Genomic DNA, 23810 nt, shown 5'->3' with positions numbered 1-23810 from the left:
TTCCGTTTCGACATCGTCGATCTCCTTCGTGTTGAAGATCAACAGACAACAAATCGCAGCTTACGTCAGTGTCCGAATTTCGGGGGGTAGCTCACTATCACACCGGAATTGATCGCAATTATAAGGCAACAACTCCCCCGAAAGGGATCAGCAGCAGAGTTTAAACTTAACAAATACATTAGAACTCTACGATTTCCATTGAGCAAAGCTACGGGTGCAGGAGCGAACCCGGCACAAGTAGACAATAGTGCGAACTTTACCCAAGAAGACGTTGGCAAAATTTTGGGTGTAGAGCACAATGTCTTTGAGGGAAAAGATAGACGAACTGTTCGTAGAGCGTACGTAACAGCCCGACACGATCTAGACGATTTAATGAAAGAAAGAAGTAGGAAAGAGACTAAGAGTTTAGGCTCTGGACTCATAACCAAGCCCCCCTCTTTGCCGCGAAGGTGATGGCAGACATTGAGGCAATTGGGCACCTGTCATAACGGATCGCGACCCTGCTTCAGTCTTTCAGCCACCCAGATTGGACCTGTCATCTGACAAAAATCATCATATGACGGCACTGGGCCCATTCTATGAATTTGCTATTTTTGTGGTGCGGGCGCTCGCAGCATGGAAACTGCCACACTTGAACACAATGTGCTGCAACGGAGAGGTAAAACCGGACATTCATCACTGGCGGTATGGAAGGGTTATAGCCGCAGGAGCAATAGGCTGCATTGTCCACAACTCGGTCATAGCCGCAATTTTCGCCAGTTTCAGCTTTGGGGAAAAGCTGCTGTTGAGGCCGCCTCGTTTATAGGTTGAGAGCCTAATCATTCGTACAGACAAGCGTCACAACAAATAGATGCGCGTTGTTACAAACGCACATAGTCTCTGGGTAGCGTAGGGTTGTATTAGTTATCTTAGCTTGAATAGGTGGAGATAAAATGATGGCAGAGCTGCAAAAAGAATTGATCGATAAACGATTGAACGCAAAGCATGTTGCTTCGTTGTTAAGTATTGACCAATCCACCCTTTGGGGCTGGATAAAAAACGATCCTACTTTCCCAAAACCGTTTCGACTTGGGCCGCGTAGCAATCGCTGGCGCTTGTCTGAAATCGAGAAATGGGAACAAACCAAACGACAGGAGCCTGTCCAATGACACGCAACACCTGCGAAAAAATACACAGCCCGTGCACTGACCGATCCTGCCCCCAGTTTACTTCGCTCGTTCAGGATGCTGCAGAGCAGCTATCTGTTCTTCCCGTAGAAACTGACAGCCCAATTACGAACGGCCTCACTTCAGTAGTTTCTTTGGCAAGGCGGTAGGGCCTCCTTGAAAGTGACGAAACGGCGGAAATGGTCCGCGCACGTTGCCCAAAACAGCTCGCAGCCTCTATGGGCGGTTGCAACTAATCCTTAACCTTCAAGAAAGAAGAAAATACCATGACACCCGAATTAGAAGAAACTGTAGTTGCCACACTGCGGCAGGGCAAATCCTACACACTTATGACGCCGAACGCTAATGGAGAGGCAGTCGTTTTCACAAATGGCATCCCTCAGAAGATAACAAAGGACACGAGGGCGCATCTCGAAAAAGCCGCCATAACTGTACAAGAAACGAAATATCCAAATGGTAGGATTGAACGCATGAAAACTTGCTCATTCGAGTTTCTGCCTCTGACGCATAAAACTAGCGAGCAAAAATAAGAAACCCCAACCCAGATAGTCCGGGAAGGGGCCGTTGTTCTTAGCAGTTCCAACGTAACATCTTCCCGGCCCACGGGCAAACCCCTAAGGGCTAATTAAATGACAATAGAATTTGAACCCGGGTTCACCGGAGCAATTGTTGCACCCGCTACAAAGCGAAATCGCGAGAGTAGCGACAACTATCCATTAGAAATCGCAAGATGCGGAGACGTTCGCCTGATTGAATGCAGGGATCGAATACAATGGATCATACAGCGACGTGTAAAATCGAAAAAAGTGCGTGCTGAGGTGAGGTGGGTTGCTATAGGGCACTTCCTCACCTGTAGAGCTCTAGAAAGCCTGTGGCACGCTAAAACCGGGCTGAAATCGGGTCTTCCTCCAAACCTCCCCGCCAACTTTTCGCCTCAGCGCCACTAATCACTTATTGCCCCGAACAATGGCGCATTTCGCGCGAAGTGAACCCGGGTTCAAAAACCCTCGGTCGAGCAAGTGCACCCGGGTTCATTCCTCCAACAGATTGCCCAGCATTGGGCGCTGGTCGTTGATTTGATTGTGAAGCGGCCAATTCCACCCAGAGGATAAGAAAATGTCATTTGATCCAATTATGCCGGACCAGTTATTGAACCCGGGTGCAAATTTTGATGATCAGAAGCAATGGAACAGGATCAAAGACCGTGCACACCGCATATTCCGCGAAAAAGCCGACGCAATCGGAAACGCAACTGCTTCCGGTAATCGGTGTCAGCCAGTTGTTCGAGATTTTCTTCGCAACCCTCAAGTTCGATTATCAGCAACACTCAGGGCATTGGGGGCAGACGCCAATCAAGAAACCACGTTCCGCACTCGTGAGTGCGTCAGTGCTTGGGCAACCGAATTTCCTCCAGTTGAATGGTACATCAAGGCAAAGCCCAATGGCGGAAACCGAATAGTCTGTGATTTGCCGCCGGAACTAAAAGCCGTCCACTACATGTTGGCAGAGGCTTTGCATCAACAATTTTGCCGGTCAGCGAATGTGTATGGGGTGTCTGGTGCAAGCCGGGATCACGCTGCGCTTGACCTCAAGGCGCTGCAAAACTCAGGCCACACCTATCTCGCAAAAACTGACATCGTCGAATGCTTCCCCAGCATTGACCCCACAGCCCTATTCCAATTGCCCTTACCAAAGGAGGTGATACGCCGAACACTTACCATAGATAATTTGATGTTCACCCGGAAGCCCGATGCAAAATCTGTTCCATACGATGTTTGTGGGTCTACCGGGGATATCAATGATGCACACAAGGCAAGTGGCCCAACTGGGCTTTTGCAAGGCTCGCCTGCCTCCAACATTATTCTGGCGTGGTTGCTCAATGGGATACCTACGAGCACTGACAGCAGTGTTATGCTCTGCTTCGACAACATTGTCGTCGCAGCGCGGACGTCAGAAGGAAGTCGGGCGATGGCATCAACCTTGGCCGCTCACTTCGAGCGGTTTCCAAGCGGGCCGCTTGCGCTGTGTGAACCTGAATATGCCGACAACACACCTATAGAGTTCCTTGGTTACTGGTTTGATCCAGACAGGGAAGATGTAGGGATTTCTGAAAAAGGGTGTAGCAAACTGGAGAAACGGCTCATTGCGGCTGAGGTACAAGACGAAACCGATCTGCGGCAGCTATTTCAAGCTCACGCCAAGGCAGCCCAAGCAAATTCGCTAGTCGCGACAATTGACCCGTACAATGGAAACTACCCGGTCGAAATTTGGCGGGCACTGCGTGACTTTCGCGCGGGCTATCCTGCAACGCGTACGGACGGCCCCGAAATATCATACTACCTCGAAACATCGGCCCACGTTGCAGAGCGCCGAAACTGCCCTCGTGCATCACATTTGCATTGGAACCTTTTTGCTCCTTCGGGAACCGAGGAGAATATGGCTATCCGTAGTCTTTTGAGGCGACCTTCTTGTCACCAAAAAGTCAGCTCAACAGAAAAAAGCTTCCCACAGAATGGCCTGGTCAGGTCGGCACAAAAACCAACATTCCCGGATGTTTGATGAACCCGGGTTCAATTTTTCAACATCCATTATCGGAGAACTATCCCATGATCCTTCTAAATGCGCTGGTCGCAGCCCTCTACTTAGCATTCGGAAACCACCTTTGGCGCGTTATTGTTATGCGTCCGATAGACGAACGGCATCTCTTAGATGTCACTACCAAAGAACAGCTTTGGGACGAGATCGAAAGTCATGCCAACCTTCTGGAGAGCGAGAAGGCTGGTACACTCGACCATCTATTGGTCAAAGCAACATTCTTGATGACGTGGCCGGTCGTGGCACTTGGCGGCAAGGTTGCGGCGATGTGGGCGGACCGAAGTAGCTGAAGCATATGCGTACTCCAAAAACTCACACTGGATCGCAAAGTAGATGAACCTCACGACCAGATTGCACCCGGGTTCAACTATGAGGATCCCCCGCAGTTTCAAAATCGAGAAACACTCGCCGCTAAGCATAGGAAGTTCAAAATGGATGACATCAGCGAAGATCAAAACCCAGTATCGCGGCAAATCCCTCATACACGAGCGGCGAAAGGCGGGTTCACAAACGGTCGCCGGCTGCAACACATTCGTGGCGAAACCCAACGATCAGTGAACCGGTACCCTGAGAGAGAGCCTAAGGCACTGGACGTCGTGGACAACGAGATAAACGCGGCGATCCGGGAAGGCCGTCCTATCGCTCTAGAGTTGGCTTTCCCAAGTACGGCTAAGCACCCCAGAGACACCAGACGTGGCCACAAGCCATTTGGGATAAAGCCCGCTTCAGCCGACCTCGATACCATTCTTGAAAATGCAAATATCCCAACTGAAAGATCCACGAACGTTCAGAGGCGTGGCTCAGAATACCTTACAGAATACCGGATTGCGATTTTGCATCGACTATTGCTGAGAGGTTTACGCCTAGATCAGATTGGGTTCATGCTGGGTGTTTCAACGAGGCGGGTTCAATCCCTTCGCTTGGACCTAATGAAGCGCCTAAAAGAGGAAGCTCGACACGATGATATCTATTTCATCGTGGGGGAAGCGTTGGCTTTCTATAAAGCTGTTCGAAACGATTGCATGGAGATTGCTTCCCAAGACATAGGAGACCTGAACCGCCTTGTGGCCCTGCAATTAGCTTTAGAGGCGGAGGCAGATAAACACAGGTTTCTGCAAACTTGTGGGTTTTATGAAGTTGTCGACTTCTTTCCATATGCCAAAAACGGTGAGGTTTAAGCTGATGCCTCAGGCAATTGACCCCACCGACTATTTTTAACTTCGCTGAGACCGGTCAGACTGGGATTTCTACCAAATGCTGACCTTGGTGGTCATTGCAGAGGATGGCTGCTTTGAGCCGTTCACGTCGGGCAACAAGAAGGCGGATAGCGGGATTTCGCTGCGGCTGGTGCGAATGTCTCCTCTTGAGGAGGAAAGCCGTAACTGGGTGATAGTCCGTGTTTTGAGACCTTTGACCGGGTTCGCGAGCAAGCCAACTATAACTTAAAGCTGTTTCATGATACAAATATGAAAGAGGATCGCGCGCCATGAAAGATTCTGAGTCTGAACTGACGGCCTATCGCTGGGTTGTGGTAACATCTGCGGCCCTAATTCTCGCCCTTGCGATGGGGTCGATCGTTAACGGTATGTCTGCCTATGTGGTGCCGCTGGAAAAGCTCCATGGCTGGAACCGCGCAGATGTTTCTTTGATTAATGTTGCCGGTATCATTGGATTGGCGTTTGGTGGCCTTGCGATGGGTGCCATTGCCGACAGAATAGGCACGCGTCCTGTCGTTATGGTTGGTGGCGCTGTGATGAGTTCAGCCTATCTTGTTTCGGCTTTGGCGGACCAGCTTTGGCAGTTTTATGCCCTTATGTTCTTTGCCGGTTTCTGCGGAGCGGCGGGGATATTTGCCCCGATCATGTCGCTCGTAGGAAAATGGTTTCCAATCGGAGCGGGCCTGGCAATCGGAATTGCGTCGGCAGGACAAGCGCTGGGACAAGGGGGTGTGCCTTATGCTTCGGCGTTCTTAATCAAGGAGTTCGGTGTTTCCTGGGCATTAGCGTTCACCGGCAGTCTGATGCTTGTCATTTTGATCCCACTGGCCACACTGCTTAAACCCGCGAACACCCTCAGCGGCTCGCAAGGCTCTGCCACACACGAAAACGGCTACCCTCCGTTAACCCTGGTGGTTGCAACAATGTGCCTTGCCATCTTTCTGTGCTGCACCTGTATGTCTGTGCCGTTAATGCATTTAGTTCCGCATATCCAAGGTAGGGGGTTCACTGCAGATCAAGCAGGTAGCGTTATTTTTTTAATGCTTATGTTTGGTGTCGCTGGTCGGGTTTCGTTCGGCAAGTTAGCGGATGTGATTGGCGCAATTCCCGCCTACATGACCGCAACCGCCTGGATGACTTTGCTAGTCTACGGATTTATCCTGATTAACGACTTATCCGGATTTTATTTCTACGCCGCTATCTACGGATTTGGATATGCGGGAGTCATGACCGGGGTGCTCACAACAACCGCTGCTTTGACGCCACCATCGCGCCGTGCTTTTGCGATGGGAGTTATCACTATGTTCGGCTGGTTTGGTCACGCCAATGGTGGCTTCCTCGGTGGCTACTTATACGATTTGAACACCAACTACTCGGTCGCCTATGGGGTGGCCGCCTTAACGGGTGCCATGAACCTCATCGTTGTTGGCACCCTTTATTGGATACTAAAACGGCCTGGAGTAAAACAGCTTTCATAACTTAATACGGTGACCTACGGAACAACGAGAAAATGGGAGCAATCACATATGAAACCCTCTGAGTTCAGATTGTCAGAATCAGGAGAGGGTCCTGCGGTACTGATGCTGCCAGGCTCTTATGCGACTCCCGCAGCGTGGAAAGGTCTCCACGGCTCACTGAGTATCCCCATCCGCGCACTTTCCACCAGCCTGCCTGGCTATGGAGCAACGCCGGAAATCCGACCGGACAACGATGCAAATATTGCTCACTTGGTCGAGTTTGTCGGTCAGGTCGTGGATGCAGCAGGCGAACCGGTTCACGTCGTTGGGCATTCTTGGGGTGCGCATCTTTTGCTTTCCGCTGCTCTGGCCCAGCGAATCTCACCTCTTAGTATTGTTTGTTTTGAAGCCAACCCTGTCTTTGCACAACCGGTCGAGGGTCCATTCCCGTGGCGACCAGATGTTGAAGCAATGGTCACTCGCTTTGAAGCTGCACTGGCCTGCGAAGACCCGGAAGCCGCCTCAATAATCATAGACTTTTACAGCCGCCCCGGGACATTCCTTGGAATGCCTGAGAATTTTCGAGCCTTTTGCCGGGACACAGCGCCAACCAACTTGCGGGACTGGCATTCTGCCGCATCCTTCACTCCATCCTTCAAAGCTTTCGCTTCGTTCGACATTCCTGTCACTTTGGTCCGTGGAAGCGAGACACCCGAACCTGTCAGGGACGTAACCGAGCAACTCCTCAAATACATCCCAGGTGCGTGTGAGAAAGTGGTAGACGGTGCAGGCCATTTTTTGGTCTCGACGCACCCCGTTGCCTGCGCTGAAATTCTGGAGACTCACATGGGTGCTTTTAACCACTAGGTCTATTTCCAACCAAAAATCAGGCTATTCGCAGGTCCACTTGTTCGTCCGCCAATGGGCTACCTGCCATTCGTTGCTTCTAGCGCCAAGGGCCGGTTTGGGCCGTAAGCACCAGTTGGCGCTACTCCAACGAAGGTCTGCTTTGTTCTGCATTTCCGCTCCCCTTCCACCCAGAAGAAAAAAGCAAAGCGGTGATCCCCCGGCCAGCGCAATGCCAGCCGAGGGAAAGGTCACTTGATCTGCTTGGTCACCACGTAGTCAGCCAGCCACTGCCAGTAAGCCTCAGCATTCTTGAACCCTTGAGCTCTCGCCGCTAGGTTCTCCGCCTCTGAACGAGAACAGCCGCCATCGTGTTCAGCGATAGCGGCCCGTTCTTCAAACCAGTCTATGTCAGGAACCGTCATGACACGGCCACCGGCAGGCGGATTTGATCGATGATCCCGCGCTTCTGCTCGTCCGAGATCCCGGCACTGTAGATGCCATAGGTCAGCCCGTTCTCTGACCGGGCCGACTTATGACCCACCAGAGAAGCGGTCCAATGCTCAGGCACACCGGTGCGTTCACATTGGGTCACAAACCACTTCCTTGTTGAGTGGAACACCAGACCGGGTCGTTCCAGCCCAAGAGACGCCCGCAGAGCCGCAAAGCCCTTGGTGATCTGATTGACGCTCAGGTCAGGGAACAGTGGCCCCTCAGAAGGCAGACCTTGGAACAGCTCCTCAAGCACGGGATGCACCGGAACCAGCCGCTCAGCCGCATCAGTCTTCAGCAACCTCAGGTCATTGGGGCGCACATGAACGAAAGTCCCTAGATTGCCCTTGGTCACCAGTTCTTCCCGAAGCAGCCCTGCGGCCTCTCCGGCTCGCATCCCTGATAACAGGCAGGCCAGCAACACGGGGCGCAGCACGTCATCGTCTGTCGCCAGCATCCGCACCACTTCATCATCCGTGGGCACCGCATAAGGCTTAGGTCGGACTTTCTGCTCAAAGGCAACCGTCCTGAAGGGATTGGCTTCCAGATGCCCCTCGTAGACTAGCCAGTCGAGGTAGTGATTGACCTGAGACCAGATGCGCTTCTGGGTCCTCGCCGCGATCCGGGGTGACCCGTAGGAAGAGACCCGCACCGACTGCTCCAGCGTTAAGCCCTGCGTGGCCTTGGGCCGCCCAAGAACCGGAGAAAGCTGGGCTATAAGACCAAGGAACTCTCGCCCCTCAACCCGGCTCAGACTGCACACCGCTTGCTCCTCGTACTTCGAGAGAAACAGCCCCACCGAATAGCGCACTGATTTGAACCCACCGGGTCGTAGCTCACGGGCCCTGCGGCATAGGTAGACTCTGCCAAGGTCACCAATCAGCGTTTTCTTGGGCATCACGGGACGTTGGTACGGAACCACCTCAGAGGGCTCCAGAGTGGCCCGCAGGTGATCAAGGGCGGTCTCCGGGGTATCAACCCATGCGGAAACATCAGAGAGCACCACCTCGGCACCCTCGCGCACTTGAGCCACCAGAACCTCAAATCTTGCGTTCACCTCCGCAGCGCGCTGTTTTGCGGTGGAAGCTGACCCGGTCTTCAGGCTTTGCTTCAAGGCAGCAGAGCCAAGAACAAGGGCCACGTCACTTGGGTAGTTGCGTCGGAACAGCCACGTGTGACCCTTCCGATACGCATATCGAATTTGAGCAGACATAGGTCTCCTCCTTTTTGGTTTTGGGGATTAGGTTTAGTCGGCGCTGGCGTGGACCCGTAGGACTAGGCCCAAGTCGGGCTCGCCGTATTCGCCAGCCATTGGTCCTGTGAGAGAGTAGCCGCCAACGCAGTCATCGAAGATGTAGTCGACGCGGAACAGATGTTCAGGCCAGTCTTCGCCAGCGCGGATGACGACGGTGTCGCCGGGGTTCAATTCAATCATGACAATAACGCAATGACGACGATCCAGACGACGATGTCGTCACCCCAGGACGTCTTTCGTTTGCCCTTCGACGGGCTGAACAGAACGTTCAATAGTTTGATAAGCATGAGAAACCTCCATTGTAGCTATCTATTTAGATACGGAGGTTGGCTCGGTTTTATGGTTGGCGGACGGCGTTGCGAACCGTGCGGAGCGAGTTGTGCTATACTATTGTCCCAGATGGGGGATCAGAAATGCCGGGAAACAAGGATCAGGTGAACTATTGGAATTCTAAGCTAGGCCTCAAGTGGATCCAGTTTGAGGATGAGCTGGACGCTGTGTTTGAAAGCGTCAATCAAGCCCTCGTTGACCGAGCTCGACCAAAGCTCGGCGAAAATTTGCTAGATATTGGTTGCGGAACCGGAGCTACTGCTAGGGCGTTCTCCCAGCTCGTTTCACCGGGGGGTTACGTCACTGCCGTGGACATCTCCGAGCCGTTGCTGCGGCACGCGAAGGCTCAAGATTGCCAAGCCAATTCGGGCCTCACGTATAGTTTGCTGGATGCGCAGACAAACGCAATACCGGGCGGGCCGTTCGACCTAGTGATATCCAGATTCGGCGCGATGTTTTTTGCGGATCCGGTCGCTGCCTTTGCAAACATCCGAAGTCATATGAAAACCGGTGGGAGGTTAGCCATAGCAGCCTGGGCGCCGATGAAGGGAAATCCTTGGTTTGAGGCACCCAAAAACGCAGCCGTGGACCAACTTGGGCCCCCAGACAGATCCGATCCAAACGCCCCAGGTCCGCTTGGGTTCCAGAACGTCGATCATGTGATCGCGTTACTTGAAAAATCCGGATTTCGGAATGTCTCCGGTCAAATTATAATGGTCACTCTCATGCATTCTGGCCCGCTTGAACGCGTCGCGTCTCTCGCCTCAAACATAGGCCCAGCGGCACGTATCCTGAAGAAGTATTCAGGGTCAGACGCAGATGTGGCAGCAATTACTTCGGCAGTTTTCGACGAGTACCGGAAATTTGAGACGCTTAAAGGTGTGCGCATCCCTGCCAAAATCAACTTTTTCGAGGCGAGCAACCCCGGGTAAGGATATCAAGTTGGGTTGCGCGCGTGCAGTTGTTAGCAGATCGTGTCGTCACCAGGAGAGTGCCTTAAGCAATCCCTCGGCTGTCTGGCGATGGCGGGGGGGGGGGGTGTTGCGCTTTGCTTTTTCTTCTGAGTGGAAAGGCGGACGTAGAGGTGGCGGGATGTGTGCAAAGTTGAGTAAAATGTGCTACGTTAGCATCGTTCAATTTCTCGTTTTGGCTCACATCGTTCGCTGCTTCGAGGGCATTCTTTGAAAACACATGCCGGATTTCTGCGTCTTCAGGAATACTGAAGTCGGTCCTCAATTTGGCGCCACGTATTGAGCCCAAACCATTTAGGAAAGGATCATCATGCCAAACCGAACCACAGCCCTGACCCTCGCAAGTGCCGTAACAGCGGCAGTGGCAGTGGCAGTAAGCCCGACCATTTCCGAAGCAGGCCCCCAAGAGAAATGCTACGGTATATCGAAAGCTGGCGAAAATCATTGTGGTGCTGGACCTGGTACGACTTGCGCCGGAACGTCAATCGTCGATTATCAGGGGAATGCATGGACGTTGGTGGATCAAGGTACCTGCTTGGAAATAGTACTGCCGGACATGGCAGACGGAAAGGAACGCGAACCATCTCTCAAGCCAATGGAGCGTGACCTACCCTCCTGAAGGTATTGTCAGATTAAAGCTGTGTGGCCGCCACTCCCACCCCAATCCTTTTATGGATTGGGTAAATCTCTATATTTGATTTGCTTTCGCCAAACATCAGCAATTGAAACCCACCCGATATCCACTCAAAAAGTATAGCAAATGGTTTTAGTCTGACAATGCCCTCGGCTGGCAGTGCGCTGGCCGGGGGAGCAACCTTTTTTCTTGCTAGGTGGAAAAGCGGACGTAGAGGTGTTGGTGAGGTGAGTGTCGGTTGTGTGGGATTTTCCAGACCAAGACGTAAAGCTCGGCGTTCTGGGACTGCGCTTTCAGAGTAACGGTATTAATAGGGCAATATGTGCAGAACAATGTTAGGTTCATGTCTCAACCCCTGTTAAACATCTACTTGAAGGGAGGCCTGATTTGGACCGTCGTCTGGTGACAATTCTTGCGATGGATGTCGTCGGCTATTCGCGGTTGATGCATTGCGACGAAGAGGCGACGCTTGATGACCTGTTGGCTTGCAGAAAAATAATTGAGTTACACATCGAAGAGTATGGCGGTCGGGTGTTCGGCAGTTCAGGGGACAGTGTCATCGCGGAGTTTAGTAGCCCAGTTCAAGCCGCGCGATGTGCCATCGTCATCCAAAAGGAACTGTTAGATCGCGCCACTGCACAATCGCAAGAAAATCAAATGCTGTTTCGGTGCGGCCTTAACCTTGGTGATGTGATCCTGAAGGACGGCAATCTGTTCGGAGAGGGGGTGAACGTCGCTGCCCGGCTAGAAGCAGTCGCGGAGCCAGGTGGGCTCTGCATTTCGCAGTCCGCTTACGAACAAATACGTGGCAAGGTCGAAGAGGAATTCGTCGGCCTTGGACCGCAAGCCCTCAAAAACATTGAACGGCCAGTAACAGCCTACGCCTGGCCTGGGAACGGCGCGGCGACGCAAACGAAGATTTCTAAGCAAATCGATCCGGTCATTGCCGTCCTGCCTTTTGAAACTTTTGGCAACGACGATCAAGCATTTTTGGCAGACGGGCTGTCGGAAGAAATTATCACCACAATATCCAAGGTGCCCGGACTAATCGTAGTGTCGCGCCATTCTACTGCAGGCTACAAAGGGCAAAGCGTTGATGTGCGGCAAGTCAAGGAGGAGCAGGGTGCCAGCCACATTCTGGAGGGCAGTATTCGCAAAGCTGGAAGCCGCATTCGTATTAGCTCGCAACTGGTTGATGCCGGCACCGGACATCACATTTGGACAGAACGATACGACCGCGAACTGGAAGATATCTTTGATTTGCAGGATGACATTTCGCTGAACATCGCCAAGGCGCTGCACGGAGAAATCCTTGAAGGCGAAATGGCTGTTGAGCGCGCCTCTGGAACGCAAGACCTCCATGCCTGGGAAATGCACGTTCGGGCGACTGAGAAGATGCGTAGTGTGACGAAAGAAACCAACACTGCGGCTCGGATGATGGTTGAAAAAGCGCTGAAGTTCGACCCTAAATATGCTGCGGCAATGAGCACACTGGCGCTGACCCACGGAATGGACGCCCGCCATGGTTTCAGCGCGTCGCGTAGTCACTCGGTGGAATTGATGCGGGATTGGGCCGAACGCGCTCTAGGCGTCGATGACGGAAATGCCGAAGCTTATGGCGTACTAGGATTCGCAGACAATCTCGAGGGTGATGTAAAAAGTGCGATATCCCGGTTCAAACAGGCTCTGGAACTAAACCCCAGCCATGCCGAAGTGACAATTCGTTTGGCTTTGTCTCTGATATTCGATGGACGACCGACCGAAGCTGTAGGGACCTCAGAACGGGCGATGCGGCTCTGCCCCAAGCATCCAGCATGGTATTATGGCGTGTATGGCTTCGCGCTCCGGTCGGTGGGACGGTTTGATGAGGCTATTTTGGCATTTCGCAACTATGGCGCACAAGTTGAAGGGTTTGGACTTGTCGATCTCACGATAGTCTACATGCAACTCGACGACGAGCAGGCTGCCCGCAAGCAGGCAGCGCAGTTACTAAGACACCGCCCCGACTTCACAGTTCAGGACTGGGCTAAAACTCAGCTCTACAGCGCGGAGGATGGTGTTCGAGATGACATCAAGGCTCTACTGCGAGCCGGCTTGCCTGAATGAAATAGTCTGCGGTAAGGAGCGGGCTGTTGCGCACGATATTGAAAATCACCAGACCACCGTCACTGTTAGCCCATACAGTAGCTGGGCTTTAGCTCTCCAGACATTCGCTCTTGGGCCGCTGGATATGGGCTTAGAGCCGACCGAAGGTTTGAGTTCATTTTCCGAACACGGCATTTAGCCGCGTATATGCAGCCTCAGGCCAAACATCTTGGAAGTTGTAAAATTCCTCAAAGCTTGGAATATCTGGATTCAATGGCACCCAGCGCTGCTTGCTGCTCGTGAATATCTGAACGTCGGGCCAACACACGTCAGGATCGTCCAGTGTCCCGACACGGATATACTTAAGCTTCCCTAGTCGAACCAAATAACTGCAAAACACGGCGGTACCACAGTCAGCACATCTCGTGATTACCTGGCCTTTGCCGCTTGGGGTTGAAAGGTTGTGCTCGGTCGCATCACCATCCCATGTGACTCGGTCTGCTTCGATAATTGCATTCAAGACATAGGCTGACCCGGTTTGCTTTTGGCACTCTTTGCAATGGCAGCAATGTACAATCATGGGACCGGATGACAGCCGGTATGTCAGTTGACCGCATCCACAACTTCCCGAGTATCTCTCGACCCCATTAACTTCCATAAGTGTCACTCCACAAGTTGGTAATGCTTGATTGTTCTAGACTCGACCAATTCGGCTTCAGCAGGATCGACATGTGGTGATTGGTAATCGTCACCCACGAAGGCCTTGAGCGTTTTCAAATCTTTCCAAATCATCACGAAACTGAATTCTCGTGGGCTGTTGGTTCGAGGTGCACCCGGTAAGACTTGAACAATTCCGTCAGTACTTTTCATCAATGGGATCGCGGTTTCATAAAAGAACTCCTCGAATTCTCGTTCCTTGCCTTCCTGTGTTGTTACCTGAAAAATCCGCATAATCACGCTGTGCCCCTCCTGATGGCTGGGTTTCTGCTTGCATGACTGCCTCAATGTCCACTTATATCACCTTACTTTACGAATGTCGTGTTCGATTCAATTCAGACCTTCGCGCGGTCGTCCCGAAGGTCGACAATGGGCGGGAAGCTGACCTTACACCCGCTGCTCTCCAAGATGATTATTGGGCAACAACGCTGCCTGCGTCTGGTTTGACCGGGGTCAGACGGAAATAGGCTTGATCAACGTGCCAAGATACTCTCGTGTCTCGCTATCCCAGTCCGTGGAACTTTCATTGTGAGCGATTTGAGCATGAAGCTCCACGAGCTTCCAAACTTCGTCCGTCGTTTCGGCTACGAAGCTCGCAGGGCAAGCCTCCATCCCCTCACAGTCCTTGCAGGCATATGAAAATGCATTTGTCATGGCCGTCCTCCTTTTCACCGTTGTTGAATAACAGAATTTGAATGTTCTTCCAAATTCTGCAGCGCGGGCGGAACACGAGGCGCCCTGTTCGAAATCAATCGGACGCCTGAAAATGGGCGCAGCTGCCATTCGCTGCACAAAGCACCAAGGTCGGCTCAGGGCCGTTCACGTCGCCTACTGAAAGGCGGATTGCGGTCATTAGCTGCGGTGAGCGCCAATGACGGGCATGCGGACTTTGTGTGCATTCGCTGCGCATGCACCAATGACGGCTACCAGCACATTTCACCTATTGCGAAAATCTCGGACGGTGGCTTTCGGCGGACCTCGATTGCTTAAACAATGTTAGCCTCCTTCAAGTGTCTGGTACCAAGTCAATGCCCATCAAATTTAGGTGTTGTCAGTTTTTGGTATACCAAACACCATATACCTGATAGATCGTAACCACGAGATTACGAATCGGCCGTAGGGAGCGCCGGTTTGAAAACCCTTGGAGGAACTAATGAAAAACTTTCTTGCTACCGTATCGGTTGTCGCCATGACCCTGACAGGAACCATCGCAGGCGCCGATGAATACCCATCGAAAACCATCGAGGTCGTCACGCACGCTGGCAACGGTGGCGGAACCGACGTCACCACACGTATGATGATGCTGCGCGCCCGCCGCGAGCTGAAGGCGGACATGGTTGTCGTCAACAAAAAGGGTGGCGGCGGTGCCGTTGCCATGGATTACTATTTGACTGTTCCGTCAGACGGATACTCGATCCTGACTTTCACCATTGGACACGCGGCCACTGTTGCCAAGGGTAAGACCAAGATGACCTTGGACGACATTCGCCCGATTGCACGTGGTACGGATGATCCACAGATCCTAATGGTTCGCTGTGGTGCTTATGCAGACGCAGAAGCCTTTGTTGCAGCTCAAAAAGAGGCGCCGATTAGCTATGGCACCACGCACTTGGGCAACATCGATGACGTGTCGGCCTTTATGTTCACCAAAAAAGGCGGCATGCAGACTCCGAAGATCGTTCCGTTTGATGGTGGTGGCGAATTGGCCACTCAGTTGGTTGCAGGTGCGGTTGACGCAGCTGTTCTGAACCTAGCAGAAGCCGGTTCTCAAATCGACGCAGGCGATGTCTGCCCGATTGTGGTGCTGGCCAACGAACGTATGGCTGGTCTGCCGGACGTTTCGACTGCCAAGGAAATGGGAATCGATGTCAGCTTCTCGACTGTACGTGGCTTTGTGGTTCACAAAGACACCCCAGACGCAATCGCAGAAAAAATCGAAACATCTTTGATGAAGTCGATGAACCACGGCGTGTATCAGGGTTTCCTTGAATCGGTTGGCCTCGATAGCACTTCGGTTGTTGGCTCGGAAGAATGGGGCAATCAGATCACAACCATGGTCACTGACATGGAATCGGCTCTGAAAGAGCTTGGCTTCATCGAGTAAGATAGCCACCGGGCACGGCGGCTCCACTGCCGCCGTGCCTCCCTTCCTTTTTCAGGAATGAGACGAGATGCAAGACGCCCCTGATACCACTGACAAGTCCCGCCGGGACATATCCCGCTATGCCGTCCCTCTGGGGATCATCGCGTTTTGTGTTTGGGCCTATTGGTTGTCCACACAATTCGAGCGCGTTCCCCCCATTCTCAAGCGCGGCATGCAGCCATCGGATTTTCCACAGCTTGTGATCGGCCTGATCATCATGTTGTCGGTCTGGTTGTTGTTTCGCGACGAAAGCGAAGCGCCCGAACGCCTGACAAAAATGGTCCAGATGACCATGGGCCTGCTGATCGGATTTCTGCTGATTTCCCAGGTGGATTTGTTTCTCGCACTTGGTTTGTTCGCCGCATCGCTGACTGCCCTATGGGGAGAGCGTCGCGTCTTGGCCATTGTTCTTGTTGGGCTTATCGCTCCCATCGCCGTCTTCTTTCTGTTTGACGGCATTTTCGAAGTCCGCTTCCCACGCGGCCTGCTCACCAACCTCTGGTACGGATAAAGATCATGGAAGCAGCTCTTAACGGACTCATGGCGTTGGCCGATCCGCACCTTTTAGCGTTGATCTTTGCCGCCACGCTTGGAGGCGTACTTGTCGGTGCCCTTCCGGGTCTCAACGCCACCACAGGCGTCGCCCTTCTCTTGCCATTTACGATCACCATGGATCCGGTCCCGGCGATTGCGATTCTGACAACAATTTACTGTGCCGCCACCTTTGCGGGTGCGATAACCGCCATTCTCATCAACACTCCGGGAACTTCTGCCAGTGCCACCACGTGCCTTGACGGGTATCCCTTGGCCCAAAGAGGCGAGGCAGGCCGCGCGCTTGGCATGGCCGCTGTGTCCTCGACCATCGGTGGCATCATCTCGGTTGTGTGCCTGATGGCCGCCGCCCCCCTGATGGCGCGTGCCGCGTATAACTTTGCACCGCCCGAGTATTTTGCTTTGACCGTCTTTGGCCTCTCCATGCTGGCCACCATCGGCGATGGCTCCCCCATTAAAAACATCCTTTCCGGTGCGTTTGGTGTGGTGATTGCGACGGTTGGCATTGACCTGCTGACCTCGGTCGAACGCTTCACTTTTGGTATGAATGAACTGAGCGAAGGCATTCCCTTTGTGCCCGTCATGATTGGTGTCTTTGGCATCAGTGAATTGCTTGTTCAGGCCGATAACCTGCATGTGGAACGCAAGCCGGTCATTATGAAAGCCATCATGCTACCCAGCCGAGAAGATTACAAACGTGTCTGGAAAACCATTCTGCGTTCCTCAGGCATTGGTACTTTCATTGGCATTCTGCCAGCCGAAGGCGCAACCGTTGCCTCGATGATTGGTTATAACGAAGCCAAACGTTGGTCGAAAAACCCGGAAGAGTTCGGCAAGGGTTCACTCGAAGGCATCGCTGGATCAGAAGCGGCCAACAACTCGGCCACAGGTGGCGCGATGGTGCCGACCCTTGCCCTGGGTATTCCAGGCAGCCCGACCGCCGCTGTTATTCTGGCGGGTCTGATGGTTCACGGGCTACGCCCTGGCCCCACTATGTTCACTGAGCAGGCGGATTTTGCCTTCGCAATCTTCTGGTCGATGATGCTGGTCAATGTGATCTTTTTCTTCATCGGCCTTTGGGGCGCCAAGATTTTCGCCCGTGTCACGCTGATTCCGATCCAGATACTCTGGCCCATTGTGTTCATCTTCTCGATTGTCGGCGCCTATGCGCTGGAACAATCCATGATGGATGTATGGATTGCCATCGGTTCCGGCATCCTCGGGTTCTTCATGCGCCGTCACGGTTTTTCGGTTGTACCCATGGCTATCGGCTTGATCTTGGGCGGTATGCTGGAAACCCGGTTGGGTCAGTCCATGGTCATGCTGGACGAAAAATGGTGGCTCATGCTGACCCGCCCCTTGTCGCTCTTCTTCTTTGTTCTCACGGTTCTGGCCCTGTTTGGCCCGATGGTCTGGGGACGCCTTTTCAAACAACGCTCGCCGCTTAAGTCGACTGGAGAATAACAATGACAAAAATCAAATCAGTCCGCACCCGTGTCTGGAATTGGAAGGGTAAAACTGTCCCTCCGACCGGCAACTTCTGCACCAATGCCAGCGATGTTTTGTGGGAAAAAGGTGATGCGATGTCGTCTTTCCGCTTTCACCAGTGGTTGACCTGCGAAATCGAAACCGAAGACGGCACCATCGGCATTGGCAACGCGGCCCTTGCGCCAAATGTCGTGAAGCAAGCCATTGATGAATGGTTTGCGCCCATGGTGATCGGCGAGGATCCGTTTGATTATGCCTACCTCTGGGAAAAGATGTACCGCCGCTCACATGCCTGGGGCCGCAAGGGCGTTGGTATGACAGCCATTTCAGCGATTGATATCGCCATCTGGGACCTAATGGGCAAGTTAACAGGTAAGCCAGTATTCAAACTTCTGGGCGGACGCACCAAGGAAAAAATCCCAGTCTATTACTCCAAGCTTTACTCGAGCTCGATCGAGGCGATGCAGGCCGAAGCGGAAGAGGCAAAGAAGAACAACTATCAGGGCTATAAGATGCGCTTTGGTTGGGGTCCCAAGGACGGGATGGCCGGCATGCGCGAAAACCTCAAGCGAGTGGAAGCCGTGCGCGAAGTTGTTGGCTATGATGTGGACCTGATGCTGGAGTGCTATCAGGGATGGAACCTCGACTACACCAAGCGGATGCTGCCCAAGTTGGCCAAATATGAACCCCGCTGGCTGGAAGAGCCGGTGATCGCTGATGATGTGGAAGGCTACCGCGAGCTGAATGCAATGGGTATCGTTCCAATCTCAGGTGGGGAACACGAGTTTTCGGTGATCGGCTGCAAAGATCTGATCGAAAAGAAGGCTGTGAGCGTTCTGCAATATGACACAAACCGTGTTGGTGGCATCACCGCAGCCCAAAAGATCAACGCCGTTGCCGAAGCCTTTCAGGTGCCCGTGATCCCGCACGCCGGGCAGATGCACAATTATCACCTGACAATGGCCAATACGAACTGCATGATCAGCGAGTATTTCCCGGTCTTCGACGTCGAGGTCGGCAACGAGCTGTTCTACTACATCTTCGATGGCGATCCGGATGCGGTCGATGGGTACCTTGATCTGGATGACAACAAACCCGGACTTGGGATCGAGATTTCGGACAAGTATCTGCATGACTTTGAGGTAACCGAATGAGCCGCACATACACAGGTATTTGGCCAGTTGCTCCGGCGCCGTTCAACGATGACGGCACGCTTGATCTAGAGGGAATGAAACGCGTTCTGGACTGTCTGATCGACCAGGGCGCTGATGGAATCTGCATTCTGGCCAACTTTTCGGAGCAATTCTTGATTTCGGATGCGGAACGCGAGGTTCTCGCCCGTTTGTCGGTTGAACACATTGCGGGCCGCGTTCCGGTGATCGTCACGATCAGCCACTACGCCACCCAAATCGCCGTTGAGCGCGCTCAGTTCGCCAAGGATTTAGGGGCAGATATCGTCATGATGATGCCGCCCTATCATGGCGCTTTGCTGAAAGGCACACCAGAACAGAGTTTTGAACAGTTCGCAGCTGTGGGCGAGATTGGCATCCCGATCATGGTTCAGGATGCGCCATTATCCGGGGTCGACTTGCCTGTTCCATTGCTGGTGCGCATGGCCACAGAGATCGAGGCTGTGAAGCTGTTCAAGATCGAATGCCCACGGGCAGCCAACAAAATTCGCGCGCTGATCGAAGAAGGTGGCGACGCCATCGAAGCCCCCTTTGACGGAGAAGAAGCCATTACTTTGCTGGCAGATCTGGACGCCGGTGCAACCGGGTCTATGACATCGGGCATGATCGTGGATCAAATCAAGCCGGTTCTCACACATCACTACGCTGGCCGCGTCGAAGAAGCGACCGCCGCCTATGGGCGTGTGGCCATGGCAATTAACCATGAAAACCGTCAATGTGGATGGCAGTCATGCAAAGCTGCAATGGTGGAAGGGGGCGTCATCAAATCCGAATTTTGCCGCCACCCGATTCCGCCCTTGCACCCTGCGATCCGCTCGCGTTTGATCGACTTGTTGCGACCACTCGACCCGATTGTATTGAACTGGGGGAAATGATTTGAGCAATAGTTGGATTGATAGCTTGAAAGAAGAAGGCGGAGTACGCCCCCGCCGTACGCTGGCCGAAGAAGCCGCAGACAATTTGCGGGAGTTTATCCTGCTGGGCAAACTTGCCCCCGGAACTGCAATTCCAGAACGCGATCTGGCCGAAGCTCTGGGCGTGTCTCGTACGCCACTGCGCGAAGCGTTGCGATTGTTGGAAATCGAGGGGCTTGTTGAATACTCAGCCACCCGTCGCCCGCGTGTCGCCGACCCGTCACTGCATGAACTTACGCAATACATTTCCGTACTCGGCGCTCTCGAAGCGCTGGCCGGTGAAACGGCCTGTATCGAGGCCACAATGGCCGAGATTGCAGAGATCGTGCGTTTGGGTGCACGTATGTCCAGTAACTCGTCGCAACTTGAGCCGCTTGAGTTTTTTCAACTGGATATGCAGTTTCATGCTGCCATCGTCGAAGCCAGCCGCAACGAACCCCTGATCGAGACCCACAGACAGTACAACGCCCGCCTTTGGCGCGCGCGCTTTCTGTCATCGCAACAAGTCGACCGCCGGGACAACACTTTGGCGCAACACGCTGACATCACAGATGCTCTGCAAAAACGCGATGCTAAGGCAACGCGCCGCGCACTCAGAGACCATCTTAAAAGCACAATCGAGAACATCGCCCGCATTCACTCAGATGACGCGGACAGAACACCCGAGGACTGAATATGAAACCCAAAATTGGCATTATTCCCGGTGACCCCAGCGGCATCGGGCCGGAACTGATCGCCCGCCTTCTAACTTCTGAGGGCGTGAATGACGCTGCAGACATTCTGTTGATTGGCGACGCCCATGTTTTTGAGGCCGGCCAGAAAGTGGCTGAGTGCGCTTATGATTTGACACCTGTCGATGTCACAGCCGACTGGTCTGTTGACCAAGGTTTCGCCCACCACGCAATGGACACCATCGCGTCGGATGAAGTCAGGGTTGCCGAAGTCACCCAAGAGGGCGGCGCATCGGTGTTACAAACTCTGGATCGGGCTTTGGAATTCGTTCAGGCTGGCGTGATTGATGCCGTTGTCTTCGGCCCATTCAACAAGGCTGCAATGCATCTTGCAGGCTTGGGGCATGATGATGAGCTGCATTATATGGCCGAGAAACTAGGTGTGACCAACTATATCTCGGAACTGAACACTCTGGACGGCATGTGGACGAGCCGCGTCACCAGCCACATCGCACTGCGCGACGTGGCTGACACGATCAGCGAAGAACGAGTGACAGAGGCCGTGCACTTGATCGACAATGTTTTGCGCCGCTCAGGAGTTGCACGTCCGCGTATTTCGGTGGCGGCCATCAATCCGCACGCTGGTGACGGCGGCAACTTTGGCACCGAAGAAATCGATATCCTCGAGCCCACCGTGCGCAAACTGGCTCAGGGCCAAATGGCCGTCGATGGTCCTTGGCCTTCGGACACCGTATTTCTGAAAGCTGTCGCCAAGGAAATCGATGCCGTGGTCACCATGTATCACGATCAGGGCCAGATCGCTCTGAAGCTGTTGGGTTTTGACCGTGGGGTAACCGTTCAGGGCGGTTTGCCGGTTCCGGTCGCGACACCCGCGCATGGAACAGCCTTTGACATTGCCGGACAGGGCCGAGCAGACGTCGGTGCTACCCGCGCCGCCTTTGATATTGCCTGTGACATGGTCACACATTGGGATAAATGAACATGACATTCAAACCACACGGAAAACACCTTATCGCAGGTCAATGGGTTGACGGAGAAAACCACTTTGTCTCAGAACCTGCACATGGACCGTCACATGACTTCTCGGTTGGGACCCCGGCGCATGTCGATAATGCCGTTCAGGCTGCTGAAGAGGCATTTTGGAGTTATGGCTATTCCAGCCGCGAAGACCGCGCGGCCTTGCTGATTGCCATCGCAGATGAAATTGAGGCGCGCGCCGAGGCCATCACAGAAATCGGCAGCCAGGAAACGGGCCTACCCGAAGCTCGCCTGCAAGGCGAGCGCGGTCGCACCACAGGACAGCTACGCCTGTTCGCATCGCATATTCTTGCCGGCGATTACCTTGACAGTCGTCACGATGTGGCCTTGCCGGATCGTGCTCCGCTGCCGCGCCCGGATCTCAAAATGATCCAGCGCCCAATCGGCCCTGTGGCTGTCTTTGGCGCGTCCAACTTCCCGCTGGCGTTCTCGACTGCAGGCGGAGACACCGCCGCAGCGCTGGCCGCAGGATGCCCGGTTGTGGTCAGGGGTCATTCGGCGCATCCCGGCACCGGTGAAATCGTGGCCGAGGCCATCCACGCTGCCATTGCAACTTGTGGCATGCATCCCGGAGTGTTTTCTCTGGTGCAGGGTGGGAAGCGCGACGTGGGTCAAGCGCTTGTGCGACACCCGCTGATCAAGGCGGTAGGGTTCACCGGATCGCTTGCTGGTGGCCGCGCACTTTTCGACCTTTGCGCTGGACGCCCCGAGCCGATCCCGTTCTTTGGCGAATTGGGTTCAGTGAACCCGATGTTCATCCTGCCTGAGGCCGCGTCGGCGCGCGGGGTGGAGATCGGCGCAGGCTGGGCCGGGTCGCTGACAATGGGGGCCGGGCAGTTTTGCACCAACCCCGGAATTGCCGTAATCCTCAAAGATCATGCCAAGGCCCTGACCGAGGCCGCAGCTGAAACATTAGGGCAAGTTGGCGAGCAAACCATGCTAACCGATGGGATTGCCACAGCGTACCGAAACGGACAATCACGCATCGCCGCCAGCGTGGGCGTTCAGGATGTGTTGACCACGATGTGTGATCGGCGAAACGCCACACCATATCTATATCAGACAACCGCTGAACATTGGTTGGCTAACGAAGAACTGGGCGAAGAGGTCTTCGGCCCGCTTGGTCTGATTGTCGTCGCGGACGATATCGATCAGATGCACACAGTTGCTCGTGCTCTTCAGGGACAACTGACCTGTACGCTGCACATGGATGATAGCGATATGGAGACCGCTAAATCGCTGATGCCTATCCTCGAACGCAAAGCCGGGCGCATTCTGGTAAATGGCTTCCCGACAGGTGTAGAGGTCAGCGACACCATGGTTCACGGAGGGCCTTATCCTGCTTCTACAAATTTCGGAGCAACCTCCGTCGGGACCATGTCGATCAGGCGGTTCCTACGGCCCGTGTGCTTTCAGAATATGCCCTCTGATCTGTTGCAGGAACCATTTTAGCGCAGAAGCAGCGGCGCGCATCATAGTTTGTGTAACAACCTGTCATAGGTTGTTGAGAGCGTGCAGGGCAGCCTTGAGCCGCCAGTTCTGCGCCGCAATGGCCGCTTTGCGCGCTTCTAACCTGTTCACACTTCACGCGGCATTGGTAAAAATGGGCTCACAGCGGGCATTCGCCGCAAGATGGGCTAACGACCGCTTTAGGCCGGGACTACCATTGAGGCTTTTAGGTGTAAGGTCGGTATTGTCCCGCACAGCAGGCCTTGCAACAACATACAGCGAATGTCTGGAAACCGCCTAGAGTGTCAAAATGTGCCGCATCTCTAATCCTGTTCATAGCGTTCTCACCGAATGCACTTACACTAACACTAATTCAAGGTTGGCGGGTATGATGGCGGGTACAGCCGCGCGAATCAAGAAAAATTTAATATTTTCAGGGGTATCTGGCGGAGAGACAGGGATTCGAACCCTGGGTCCCCGTGAAGGGACAACGGTTTTCGAGACCGCCCCATTCGACCACTCTGGCACCTCTCCGCGGGGTCTGGTGAGGGGCGTTTAATCGTCTTTTTCAGGGCGCGC

Annotated in this window: 24 protein-coding genes and 1 tRNA gene; 18 read left to right on the top strand and 7 right to left on the bottom strand. The window is 53.6% G+C overall.

Annotated elements, in window-relative coordinates:
• Positions 1–932: 932 nt before the first annotated feature.
• From BUC32_RS18045 to BUC32_RS18010, 7 genes are all read left to right on the top strand, one after another.
• Positions 933–1148, top strand: a complete 216-nt coding sequence (locus tag BUC32_RS18045; RefSeq protein WP_220387644.1) for a helix-turn-helix transcriptional regulator — start codon at positions 933–935, stop codon at positions 1146–1148.
• 284 nt (positions 1149–1432) lie between these two features.
• Positions 1433–1696: a hypothetical protein gene (locus tag BUC32_RS18040; RefSeq protein ID WP_073256323.1), complete on the top strand. Its 264-nt coding sequence runs from the start codon at positions 1433–1435 to the stop codon at positions 1694–1696.
• Positions 1697–2282: 586 nt separating this feature from the next.
• Positions 2283–3725, top strand: a complete 1443-nt coding sequence (locus tag BUC32_RS18035; RefSeq protein WP_073256320.1) for a hypothetical protein — start codon at positions 2283–2285, stop codon at positions 3723–3725.
• A gap of 47 nt (positions 3726–3772) precedes the next feature.
• Positions 3773–4051: a hypothetical protein gene (locus tag BUC32_RS18030; RefSeq protein ID WP_073256317.1), complete on the top strand. Its 279-nt coding sequence runs from the start codon at positions 3773–3775 to the stop codon at positions 4049–4051.
• A 141-nt stretch (positions 4052–4192) separates the two neighbouring features.
• A complete protein-coding gene (locus tag BUC32_RS18025) occupies positions 4193–4939 on the top strand; it encodes a hypothetical protein (RefSeq protein WP_073256314.1) in 747 nt (248 codons plus the stop codon).
• Between the two features lie 308 nt (positions 4940–5247).
• A complete protein-coding gene (locus tag BUC32_RS18015) occupies positions 5248–6456 on the top strand; it encodes an MFS transporter (RefSeq protein WP_073256309.1) in 1209 nt (402 codons plus the stop codon).
• Positions 6457–6504: 48 nt separating this feature from the next.
• Positions 6505–7302: an alpha/beta fold hydrolase gene (locus BUC32_RS18010; RefSeq protein WP_083599392.1), complete on the top strand. Its 798-nt coding sequence runs from the start codon at positions 6505–6507 to the stop codon at positions 7300–7302.
• A gap of 230 nt (positions 7303–7532) precedes the next feature.
• Here the strand turns inward: BUC32_RS18010 and BUC32_RS20725 are convergent, their stop codons facing one another.
• From BUC32_RS20725 to BUC32_RS18000, 3 genes are read right to left on the bottom strand one after another with little or no spacing between them, the layout of a single operon-like run.
• Positions 7533–7706 carry a hypothetical protein gene (locus BUC32_RS20725; protein WP_175556965.1) on the bottom strand — a complete coding sequence of 58 codons (174 nt, stop codon included), beginning with the start codon at positions 7704–7706 and terminating at the stop codon, positions 7533–7535.
• On the bottom strand, positions 7703–8986 hold the full coding sequence (locus BUC32_RS18005) for a DUF6538 domain-containing protein (RefSeq protein WP_073256303.1): 1284 nt from the start codon (positions 8984–8986) through the stop codon (positions 7703–7705). Before BUC32_RS18005 ends, BUC32_RS20725 begins: the two co-directional genes overlap by 4 nt.
• A gap of 33 nt (positions 8987–9019) precedes the next feature.
• Positions 9020–9208, bottom strand: coding sequence for a hypothetical protein (locus BUC32_RS18000; RefSeq protein WP_073256300.1), 189 nt, complete (start codon positions 9206–9208; stop codon positions 9020–9022).
• 233 nt (positions 9209–9441) lie between these two features.
• Between BUC32_RS18000 and BUC32_RS17995 the strand changes: the two genes are divergently transcribed.
• The 3 genes from BUC32_RS17995 to BUC32_RS17985 all read left to right on the top strand — a co-directional run bounded on the left by BUC32_RS17995 (position 9442) and on the right by BUC32_RS17985 (position 13069).
• Entirely contained in the window at positions 9442–10290 is an 849-nt protein-coding gene (locus tag BUC32_RS17995) for a class I SAM-dependent methyltransferase (RefSeq protein ID WP_073256297.1), read from the top strand.
• Positions 10291–10639: 349 nt separating this feature from the next.
• Entirely contained in the window at positions 10640–10948 is a 309-nt protein-coding gene (locus BUC32_RS17990) for a BufA1 family periplasmic bufferin-type metallophore (RefSeq protein ID WP_073256294.1), read from the top strand.
• Between the two features lie 402 nt (positions 10949–11350).
• Entirely contained in the window at positions 11351–13069 is a 1719-nt protein-coding gene (locus tag BUC32_RS17985; protein ID WP_139280778.1) for an adenylate/guanylate cyclase domain-containing protein, read from the top strand.
• A gap of 154 nt (positions 13070–13223) precedes the next feature.
• Here BUC32_RS17985 and BUC32_RS21260 read toward each other — a convergent pair whose 3' ends face one another.
• The 3 genes from BUC32_RS21260 to BUC32_RS17970 all read right to left on the bottom strand — a co-directional run bounded on the left by BUC32_RS21260 (position 13224) and on the right by BUC32_RS17970 (position 14419).
• Positions 13224–13706, bottom strand: coding sequence for a GFA family protein (locus BUC32_RS21260; RefSeq protein WP_073256288.1), 483 nt, complete (start codon positions 13704–13706; stop codon positions 13224–13226).
• Between the two features lie 5 nt (positions 13707–13711).
• A complete protein-coding gene (locus BUC32_RS17975) occupies positions 13712–14005 on the bottom strand; it encodes a hypothetical protein (protein WP_073256285.1) in 294 nt (97 codons plus the stop codon).
• Positions 14006–14218: 213 nt separating this feature from the next.
• The gene (locus BUC32_RS17970) at positions 14219–14419 is read right to left on the bottom strand and encodes a DUF1059 domain-containing protein (RefSeq protein ID WP_073256332.1); all 201 of its coding nucleotides are present in this window, start codon (positions 14417–14419) and stop codon (positions 14219–14221) included.
• A 499-nt stretch (positions 14420–14918) separates the two neighbouring features.
• Between BUC32_RS17970 and BUC32_RS17965 the strand changes: the two genes are divergently transcribed.
• From BUC32_RS17965 to BUC32_RS17930, 8 genes are all read left to right on the top strand, one after another.
• Positions 14919–15869, top strand: coding sequence for a Bug family tripartite tricarboxylate transporter substrate binding protein (locus BUC32_RS17965; RefSeq protein WP_073256282.1), 951 nt, complete (start codon positions 14919–14921; stop codon positions 15867–15869).
• A gap of 67 nt (positions 15870–15936) precedes the next feature.
• Positions 15937–16419 carry a tripartite tricarboxylate transporter TctB family protein gene (locus BUC32_RS17960; RefSeq protein ID WP_073256279.1) on the top strand — a complete coding sequence of 161 codons (483 nt, stop codon included), beginning with the start codon at positions 15937–15939 and terminating at the stop codon, positions 16417–16419.
• Positions 16420–16424: 5 nt separating this feature from the next.
• Entirely contained in the window at positions 16425–17924 is a 1500-nt protein-coding gene (locus tag BUC32_RS17955; RefSeq protein ID WP_073256277.1) for a tripartite tricarboxylate transporter permease, read from the top strand.
• A 2-nt stretch (positions 17925–17926) separates the two neighbouring features.
• Complete coding sequence (locus BUC32_RS17950; RefSeq protein ID WP_073256274.1) at positions 17927–19102, top strand: L-rhamnonate dehydratase; 1176 nt, start codon at positions 17927–17929, stop codon at positions 19100–19102.
• Positions 19099–20013: a dihydrodipicolinate synthase family protein gene (locus BUC32_RS17945; protein WP_073256271.1), complete on the top strand. Its 915-nt coding sequence runs from the start codon at positions 19099–19101 to the stop codon at positions 20011–20013. The genes BUC32_RS17950 and BUC32_RS17945 overlap by 4 nt, the downstream gene beginning before the upstream one ends.
• A gap of 1 nt (position 20014) precedes the next feature.
• Complete coding sequence (locus BUC32_RS17940) at positions 20015–20725, top strand: GntR family transcriptional regulator (RefSeq protein WP_073256268.1); 711 nt, start codon at positions 20015–20017, stop codon at positions 20723–20725.
• A gap of 2 nt (positions 20726–20727) precedes the next feature.
• Entirely contained in the window at positions 20728–21723 is a 996-nt protein-coding gene (locus tag BUC32_RS17935) for a 4-hydroxythreonine-4-phosphate dehydrogenase PdxA (protein WP_073256265.1), read from the top strand.
• A gap of 2 nt (positions 21724–21725) precedes the next feature.
• A complete protein-coding gene (locus tag BUC32_RS17930) occupies positions 21726–23234 on the top strand; it encodes an aldehyde dehydrogenase (NADP(+)) (RefSeq protein ID WP_073256329.1) in 1509 nt (502 codons plus the stop codon).
• Positions 23235–23675: 441 nt separating this feature from the next.
• On the opposite strand, the gene BUC32_RS17925 is transcribed toward BUC32_RS17930, so the two are convergent.
• Positions 23676–23765 (bottom strand) — tRNA-Ser (locus BUC32_RS17925).
• Between the last annotated feature and the right edge of the window lie 45 nt (positions 23766–23810).

Origin of the sequence: Shimia gijangensis (assembly GCF_900142085.1) — a bacterium.
GTDB lineage: Bacteria > Pseudomonadota > Alphaproteobacteria > Rhodobacterales > Rhodobacteraceae > Shimia > Shimia gijangensis.
Note: the sequence above shows the minus strand (reverse complement) of the source record. Positions and strands in the feature narration are given on the sequence as shown.